The sequence below is a fragment of the Vibrio makurazakiensis genome, from assembly GCF_050337375.1.
In the GTDB taxonomy this organism is placed as follows: Bacteria; Pseudomonadota; Gammaproteobacteria; order Enterobacterales; family Vibrionaceae; genus Vibrio; species Vibrio makurazakiensis.
Genome location: NZ_JAKJSW010000436.1, coordinates 1 through 1374, shown reverse-complemented (window position 1 = coordinate 1374; position 1374 = coordinate 1). Strand labels below are relative to the sequence as shown.

2 protein-coding genes are annotated in these 1374 nt (G+C 39.5%); one reads left to right on the top strand and one right to left on the bottom strand.

The window, feature by feature from the left end; genetic code table 11:
• The coding region (locus L4C33_RS22260; protein ID WP_428814555.1) for a DUF2057 family protein at positions 1–283 on the top strand (283 nt) is incomplete at its 5' end.
• Between the two features lie 65 nt (positions 284–348).
• Here L4C33_RS22260 and L4C33_RS22255 read toward each other — a convergent pair.
• The gene (locus L4C33_RS22255) at positions 349–1056 is read right to left on the bottom strand and encodes a pseudouridine synthase (protein WP_428814554.1); all 708 of its coding nucleotides are present in this window, start codon (positions 1054–1056) and stop codon (positions 349–351) included.
• Positions 1057–1374 lie beyond the last annotated feature (318 nt).

The window sequence follows — 1374 nt, the reverse complement described above, 5'->3', positions numbered from 1 at the left end:
GGGTATTATTGAAGGAAAAGATGGGTTCCTTCCGTTTGGTGGTTTAGATAAGCAACTAGCTAAGTATAATGAAAGTAATGCTATCTATTTTAAAGACGGAGCACTCATTGCTAAACCCGCTGACACTATTATAATTGCACCTACAAAAGTAGCTTCTGCATTATCTTCTAATAAAACAGAAGGTAATCAATCGCAAACGGTTGAACAATTAAAAGCGTGGTATTTCAAAGCATCTAAGCAAGAGCGTAAAGAATTCCGTAAGTGGATGATCGATCAAGAGTAATATCTAAATCTCGATCAAAAAAGCGAAGCTTTAGCTTCGCTTTTTTAGTTTAAATTCAAAGTGAATTATATTTCTTTCCATTCACCAGGCTGTAGTTGGCCAATATTCATATTGCCCATCGAGTAGCGAATCAAACGCAGAGTAGGGAACCCGATGTTTGCAGTCATACGACGCACTTGGCGGTTTCTCCCTTCGATAATTGTAATAGCTAGCCAAGTAGTTGGTATAGCAGCTCTAAACCTTACAGGTGGGTTTCTATCCCATACCTTTGGTTCTTGCATAACCTCGATTTTGGCTGGGAGCGTCATGCCATCTTTTAACTCCACGCCTTTTCTCAATTTATCTAAATCGTTCTCAGAAGGCGCACCTTCTACTTGTACCCAGTAGGTTTTTGGTGATTTAGAGGTAGGTTGAGTTAATTTGGCTTGAAAGATGCCATCGTTTGTTAACACCATTAAACCTTCACTATCCCTGTCTAAACGGCCTGCCGCATAAACTTCTTTAACTGGGATGTAGTCAGCGAGTGTCTTTCGACCGTCGCCATCGGTAAATTGGCTGAGTGTGTCAAAAGGCTTGTTAAACAAAATGACCTTTCGGTCTTCAGGTGCTATACGAGGTTTAGTCGATTTTGATTTTTGGCTCGAGTAATTACTACTGGACGATTTTTTTCGGGTAGAGAAGTTTGCACCTTTTTTCGCTGCACCTTGTTTTAAAGTGCTTCTAGAGCGAGGTTTTGAATCTGATTGATTTGCGCTGCGTGAGCGAGTGGACATGTTAACTACCTTGCAAAAATGTAAACGAACTGTGCCTAAAAGTTTTATCAACAGTGGAATTGAGCTATCATTTGCGCGCCTAAAAGACACAAAACAAAACAAGAATGTAGACTCACACTGCGAATTTGTTTAATTATAACGTGTTTTATTATAACAGCGCACTCACGGATTTCGTTCATGGATTGTCATTGATACCATGAAAAATAAGATAGAGTACGATAATCGGCTGAGCCTAAATCTGGATTTTAGAGCTTATCGGTCAATTTATTCAGCCTCACTACTTAAGGTGAGCTTGTCAGAACTATAGGGAAATTTCAT

What these genes read in the sequence shown, in the direction of transcription:
- L4C33_RS22255 (WP_428814554.1), bottom strand. Translation starts at nt 1,056, where the DNA reads ATGTCCACTCGCTCACGCAGCGCAAATCAATCAGATTCAAAACCTCGC.